A 7377-nucleotide genomic window follows, 5' to 3' on the forward strand; every position below is an offset into this window, starting at 1 on the left:
CCAGGCCCTGCACCTGCACGCGGCCCTCGCCGGCCAGCGCCGCCGCATCGACCTGCGACCAGCGCACGCCCAGCCAGGCCCAGCTGCCGTCGGCGAAGTAGCCGGCGATGCGCGCCGGCAGCGTCGGCGCCTGCCCGGGCGCGATGCGCACGTCCACCGCTTCGGTCGCCACCGCGCGCTCGGCGAACACCTGCCATTCGTCCAGCCCGACCGCGTAGTGGCCCTCGCCCTGCACCGCGGTCTGCAGCACCGCGCGCAAGGCCGTGGTAACCACCGGCGCGAACGTCACCCGGCTCGGCGCGCCATCGCCATGCACCGGATAGCCGCCGCGCACGGCGATGTCGCGCCACTGCGTGCCGTCGCGGTATTGCAACGTCCACGCGCGCGGCAACGCCACCCCGCCCTGCGGCTGGTCGTCCCAGAAATACAGCGCCGCCGCGTTCAGCCGTTGCGGTTGCGGCCACTCGTACTGCACCCACACCGAAGCCGGCTGCGCGCGTCCCCAACTGCCCCAGCGGCGGTCGGCGGCCGGCACCTGGTCCGGCACCGGCAGCAGCCCGTCGTTGAGCGCCTGCAGGCGGTGATGGCCGGCGGTGAACTGCGCGCTCGGCGTGGCCTCGCCCTGCACTTGCAGCGTCTGCCCGGCCGGAGCCGCCGCCGCGATCACCTTGACCTCGGCGTGCCCCTGCAACGCGCCATCGTCGGCCTGCAACTGCAAGGTGTAGGCGCCGGGCGCAGTGAAGCGCACCTGCGTGGTGGCCGCCTGCGGCTGCTCGAACAGCGCCGCGCCGCCGGGCGGTGCGTGCAGCGTGCGCCAGTGCAGCGTCAGCGTGCCGTTCGGCAACGCGTCGTCGCCGACCCGGCCGACCAGGCGCATCACGCCGCCCGCCGCACTGCCGTCTTCCTGCCAGGCCTCGACCTGCGGCGCCTGGTTGCCGTGCGCCACCGGCACGGCGGCGCCGCTGGCATAGGCCTGGAGTTCCTTGATCCCGGTGCGCAGTGCGCCGGCGTGCGTCACCTGCAGACGCCAGCGCTGCGCGCGCAGCGGCGGGAAACGGATGCGGTTGCGGTTGCCCTGCGCGATCGGTGCATCGCGCACCTGGCCCGGCACGGTCTTCCACACGCCGGCGTCGAAGTACTGCAGCACGTACAGCCATGGCGGCGCGTAGCCGGCGCGCGTGCCCGACGGGAAGCCGTGCTGTTCACCCGGAGGCGAGGAACTGCGATAGAAGTACACGCGTACATCGTCCAGGGTCTGCGGGCGCTGCAGATCCAGCTCCAGCCAGTCGCTGGCGGCAGGCGAACCGACGGTCCCCCAGAACAGTTCGTTGGCGGTGCTGCCGTCGACCGCCGCCGTGGCCGGAAACCCGTCGGCCGCATAGCTGGCGCTGACCGTCGCGCCCTGCGCCAGATTGCGCGCGGCCGGCGGCAGCGCGGTGTCCAGCCCGGCCTCGGCCAGCACCGCGCCGATCCGCGCCGCGGCAGGAAACCGCACCTGCTGCGGCGCCTGCAATGCCAGCCGATGCGCGGCCAGCACCTGCATCTGCGCGGCACCGGCATTGACCACATCCGGCAAGGCCTGCACGCGGCCGCTGGCCGGGTCGTACAGCACGTGCGCCAGACGATCGACGGTGAAAGCCAAATGCCCGTCCAGGTACAGCGAATAGCCCTTTGGCGCGGCCCCGCCGTAGCGGCGCCCGTCGCGGTCCCAGACGATGCTCAGGTCGCGATCGCGATAGCGTAGGCGGTCGGCGGCGAAATGGTCCCAGCCGATGTCGATCGGATACAGCTCGATCAGGGTATCGCTGCGCGGGCGCAGGCCCATCGCATCCTCGATCACAGTGAAGTTGGTGGCGCCGAGCTGGGTGTGGTGGATCCACGAGCGATAGCCGATGCGGCCGCCATCGGCGGCGCTGCCCTGCGCCCAGAACTCGTTCTGGTCCGGATAGCGGTTGTCGCCGTCGATGTAGTGCGCCCACGCGTTCCAGTACAGCAGCTTGCGGTAGCTGGACGCATCCAGGTACGGGCTCGGGTAATCACGCAACACGCTGCCGAGCAGGCGGAACGCCACGGTGGAATTGATCACCGAGAAATTGTTGCTGCCGCCGGCGCCGCGCGCCTGCGCGTCGGCCTGGTTGGCGGTGTAGAACGGAAACAGCGGGAACTGCCGCGCATCGGCGAACAGACGCAGCGCTCGCACGTACTTGGGGTCGTCGTCGGCATCGCCGTGCCTGGGCATCAGGCCGACACTGAAGGGGTAGTAATTGTTGGTTTCCTTCCAGTCCACCGGCAGGCGCGACCCGTCGGCCTGGCGCTGCTTGAGCAGGTCGCCGTGCAGGCCCATGCCGTCGGCCTGTGCACTGTGGTCCTGCCACAGCACATCCAGCACGGCGCGGCGGATCTTCGCCGCCAGCGCCTGCGTGCGCGTGGCCGTGGCGGCATCGCCGGCCAACTGCGCGGCCTGCGCAGCGGCCAGCGCATTGGCGTACACGTACGCGCTCTCGCTGCGGTCCATGCGCGGCGCGCCATGCCGCTTGGCCCAGTCGAAGGACACCGCGTCGGCGTCGTTGCCGGTCATCGCCGCCCAGTCGTATTCGATCAGGCCGTTGCCGTTGCGGTCGTAGGCGCGCAGCAGCGCGTCCACGTCGTCGCTGGCGTAGCGCGCCAGTTGCCCGGCGATCGCCGGCGGCCCGCCGTGCACCTGGTAGGCGCGCCAGGCGGCGGCGCTGAGGTACTGGGCGTAGGAGTTGGACCAGTTCTCCGGCGCGCCGGGATTGTCCACGTACTTGCCGCCGCCGGCGGTTTCGCCGGCGCCGAGCCAGGAGCCGTAGGCGTAGAGCGGATCGCGCAGGTACTTGAGGTCATCGATGAACATGCCGGTGGTGAGCACGATGGCGTTGTCGTAGCCGAGCACGCCTTCGATCGCCACCGGGAACTGGTAGTCGTTGCCGGGCACTGCCGCGTCGAGGAAATTGAAGCGCAGCAGCCACCAGCGGTAGAACAGGGTCTTGTCGAGATTGTCCTCGGGCGTGTCCAGGTACGGCAGGTTGTCGGCCCACCAGCGGTTGTAGGCGACGACGTGGTCGCGGTAGGCCTGCTGCGGCGACTGCGCGGCGATGCGCCGGTATTCCTGCAGCGAGGCAGGCAGCTCGCGCGCGGTCAGCCCCAGTTGCACCTTCAGCGTCGGCGCGGCGCCGTGCGCCGGCACCATCAGTGGCCGCGCGATGCTTGCGCCATCGACCGCGAAGCCGTCGCCGGAGAGCCGCGGGAACAGCGTGGTGATGGCGTTATGGGTGACGAAGGCGCCGGTCAACTCGGCGCTGTCGGGATGCGTGGCCATCGGCGAGACCGCACGCAGGGTCAGGCTGTGCGCCACGCCGTCGACACTGGACACGGTGACTTCGGCCACCGCCACGTTCTGTTCGCTGATGAACTTGACCAGTTGCAGGCGCACGCCGCCACCGGCATACACGCTGCTGAAATAGCTCGGCGTCTGCCGCCGCTGCGCGCTGTCCTCGACCAGCGCGATCGGCACGCCGTCGCGCTCCAGTTGCAGGCGGAACAGCGCGTCGTGGCCGGTCTTGTGCACGTAGGCCACGTCTCCCACGAAGCCAGGCTCCTCCGGCTTGTGCGTGTACAGGTAGGCGGCGCGGCCGCGGGTGAAAAGCCAGTTGTTGCTGTCGCCGAAACCGCCGCCGGTGCCCTGCCGCGCCAGCAGTCGGTCGATCCAGAAATCGCGACCGGGCGCGCTGCCGGCACCCGCCGCCAGGTCGGCGGCGAACACCCGCTGCAACTGGCCCTGCCCCTGCCCCGGCGCGAACGCCACGCCGCTATCAGGCAAGGGATGCGCATCGCCCTTGAAGTGCGGCATGCCGATCGCGGCATTGCTGGGCTGCAGGCCTTCGCCGTCGCGGTCGAGGTCGCCGACGGCGGCTGACGCCGCCACCGCAGTCGCAGCGAACGACAGTCCAACCAGGAGAGCGATGGCGCCGCGCCGCACGCGCGATGCGGCGCCACCGGGTGCAGACGTGCGACTCAAAACTCGGTCCTGATCCGCGCCCAGAAGTAACGCCCCAGCGTGTCGTAGGTGAACGCATCGGTGTTGGCCGCGCTGGCATAGCCGTAGTAGCGCGGCGGCGTGCGATTGCCGAGGTTGTTCACGCCCAGCGCCAGGGTGGTATGCAGGCTCTCGAACTTCCGGCTCACGCTGGCGTCGTGATAGGTCACCGTGCCGACCGGGAAGTACACGCAACTGCCGTCGGCGGCGGTGTTGACGCAGAAGTCCTCGTAGGCGCTGCCGACGGTGGTGCGCCCGATCAGGCGCGTGTTCCAGCTCGCGTGCCAGGGGCCGTTGTCCCAGTCGAGCGTGAAGTTGGCGCGCCAGCGCGGCATGTTGCCGTAGCTGGATTGTTCGCCCACGTAGTTGTGCGGATCGCCGCTGAACGTGTAGCTGGACAGGTAGGTGGCATCGACGCCGGCGCGGAAGCGGCCCCATGCCGTCTCCGGCAAGGCGTACTTGATGCCGACGTCGTCGCCGCGGATGTCGACCTTGCCGCTGTTGATCGCGAACGGCACGGTGACGCTGACCAGTTGCCCGGTCGGGCCGCGCTTGATCAGCGGGCAGTAGGCGCTCTGGCCGTCGTAGCAGTTCTGCAGCACCTGATCCAGGCCGGTGCCGTTGATCATGTCGTCCAGGGTGACGCGCCAGCTGTCCAGATTCAGCGACAGACCCTCGGCCCAGCCCGGGTCGTACACCGCGCCGATGTTGTAGGAACGGCCCTGCTCGGGCTTGATCGCGAAGCCCGCGTTGGCCGAGCCGGTGGTGAGCACGGTGAACGAGGAGCTGTTGACGAAGCTGCCGTTGGTCGGCACGTTGGCGCAGGCCGCGGGATTGCCGCCGCCGGTGTAGCCTTTGCACGGATCGGTATAGGTGCCGGCGTCGTCGACCACGCCGTTGAACGGGGAGCCGTACAGATCGCCCAGCGCCGGCGCGCGGAACACCTGTGAGCCGGTGGCGCGGATCAGCAGGTTGTCGATCGGTCGCCATTCCAGCGCCACCTTGCTGTTGGTGGTGCTGCCCCAGTAGTCGTAGCGCGAGTAGCGCGTGCCCAGGTTGAGGTTGAGCGCCTGCGCGCCGGTCACGCCCTTGAGCAGCGGTACCAGCACTTCGGCATACGCCTCCTTGATGGTCTCGTCGTGGCCCTGGTTCATGATGCAACCGTCGTTGTAGTCGCAGTTGCCTTCCGCATCGGCCGCCGCCACCGGGTTGCTGGTGCCCTGCGAGAAGCCGTTCTTGCGGAACGACAGGCCGAACGCGGCCTGCACCGCGCCGGCCGGCATCGCGAACAGGTCGCCGTTGACGCTGGCCTCGGCGAACTTCATCGTGCTCTCGTCGATCAGGTCGACCGCGCTCTGGGTGGCCTTGATGCCGGCGATGGTGGCCGGATCGTCCGGGTTGAACACGTTGATCGGGGTGCAGCCGGCGATGACGTTGCCGGGCGTACCGCACTTGATGGTGCCGTCGGTGTCGCGGAACGAGGCACCCACCGCGTTGTTGAGCGCCGAGGTGATGGAGAAGCCGTTGCGCACCAGGGTGTCCTTGTAGTGCGCGTAGCCGGCCGCCGCATCCCACTGCCAGCTGCTGTCGCCGAACTTGCCGCGCAAGCCGGCGACGATGTTGGTCTGGTACATCGTCGAGGTGTAGACGCGGGTGTTGGCCGGCACCGAACGCAGCAGGTAGCGGCTGAGCTGGGCGCCGAAGGGGTTGTAGTAGTTCTTCGCGGCGTTGGGCAGTTCCAGGCCGTAGGCGGTGAGCTGCGAGGTGGTCTCGCTGCGGGTCCAGAACATGTCCAGGTAGCCCTGCACGTTCGGGGTGAAATCGAACGTGGCGTGCGCAGAGGCGTTGGTGCGCTGCACCGGGGTGATCAGGTACTGCCCGGTGTAGGAGTTGTAGCCTTCCACCGCCTGGCTGTAGGTATGGAAGTCGCTCGCGGTGACCTGGCCCGGCGCCAGGTCGGCATTGGGCGTCAGCACGCTGCCATTGCGCAGGAAGGCGCGGGTGCCGTTGCCGCGGCGCTCCACCACCTGGCCGTTGAGATAGTTCTGCGCGGTGCGCGCGTAGTCGCGATCGCTGTCGTACAGCGCGTTCATCGAGCTGCGGCTCACGCCCAGGATCAGCCCGCCGCGGTCCCAGGTCTTGCCCCACTCCAGGCCGAGCGAGCGCCGGTTGCCGTCGCCGTGCGTGCTCAGGCCGTAGTCGGCGGTGGCGGCGAAGCCATCGTACTTGTCCTTGAGGATGATGTTGACCACGCCGGCGATGGCGTCGGAGCCGTACACCGACGAGGCGCCGTCGGTGAGCACCTCGATGCGCTCGACCATGGCCGCCGGAATCGCGTTGACGTCCACGCCGGGCGCGGCGGCGACGCTGCTGGCCGGCCCGGCCATGCGATGGCCGTTGACCAGCACCAGGGTGCGCTCCGGGCCGAGGTTGCGCAGCGACACCAGCGCGCGGCCGTGACTGAAGCCGGAGTTGAGCGCGACGTTGGGCATGTTGCCGGCCATCGCCGGCAGTTGCTGCAGCAACTGGCCGAGGGTGTCCTGGCCGCTGTCCTCGATGCGCTGGCGGTCGATGGTGATGACCGGGCTGGCGGTTTCCGCATCCACCCGGCGCAGATGGCTGCCGGTGACGCTGATGCGTTCCAGCGTGGTCGCCTGGGTGTCCTGGGTCTGCGCATCCTGCGCCTGCGCTGCCGGCGCGAGCAGGGCCAGGCAGATGGCCGCGGCCAGCGGACCGGGCTGCGGCGCGGCGCGCCAGGAACACGGGAGCAGCGGCGCAACGCGTTCGAGCAAAGACGGCATCGGAAATCTCCTGAGCGGCAGCCTGGCGTTCGCCGGAACGCCGCCCTTCCCCAGGCGGCCGCCCCGTCGCCAGCGCGTGTGGCGGATACGAAAACGGACGTGTCCACGCATGCGCCGCCGGACGGGACGATCCCGACGCCGCCTGCACGGCGACGCGCACGACCCATGCGCTGCGTCCCCGGTGACGTGCAACGAATCTCCCCCTGGACATTCACTGCACGGTCACAATGTGCGCGTAGGACGCACGCGGCGTCTTGTCGTATTTATCAGGAAAACGTGCGGAATACCGCACTGCCCCGTAGGCCGGCGGGACGTTTCCGACTTTTTCGCCACTCAGCCGTAGACGGCCGAAATCGCCACCGTCGCCGCGCTGCCGGCCGGCACCAGTACGCGCTCGTTGCGCGGCCCGGACAGCGCCGCCGGCTGCCCGTCCAGTTGCACCTCCTGCAGGCGGGTGCCGGCCGGCACGCGCAGGGTCAGCCAAGTGCGTGCCGGCCGCTGCGCCGGCAGCGTCACGCG

3 protein-coding genes are annotated in these 7377 nt (G+C 69.7%); all 3 read right to left on the reverse strand.

What is annotated here, in order from left to right; translation table 11 throughout:
* Nucleotides 1–3871, reverse strand: a 3871-nt coding sequence (locus D588_RS24065; RefSeq protein WP_232764230.1) for an Ig-like domain-containing protein, incomplete at its 3' end; no start/stop codon positions are given.
* 164 nt (nt 3872–4035) lie between these two features.
* Complete coding sequence (locus D588_RS0105330; RefSeq protein WP_087963659.1) at nt 4036–6858, reverse strand: TonB-dependent receptor; 2823 nt, start codon at nt 6856–6858, stop codon at nt 4036–4038.
* A gap of 333 nt (nt 6859–7191) precedes the next feature.
* Nucleotides 7192–7377, reverse strand: a 186-nt coding sequence (locus D588_RS0105335; protein WP_026143408.1) for a hypothetical protein, incomplete at its 5' end; no start/stop codon positions are given.

The organism is Xanthomonas sp. SHU 308, from assembly GCF_000364645.1.
GTDB lineage: Bacteria > Pseudomonadota > Gammaproteobacteria > Xanthomonadales > Xanthomonadaceae > Xanthomonas_A > Xanthomonas_A sontii.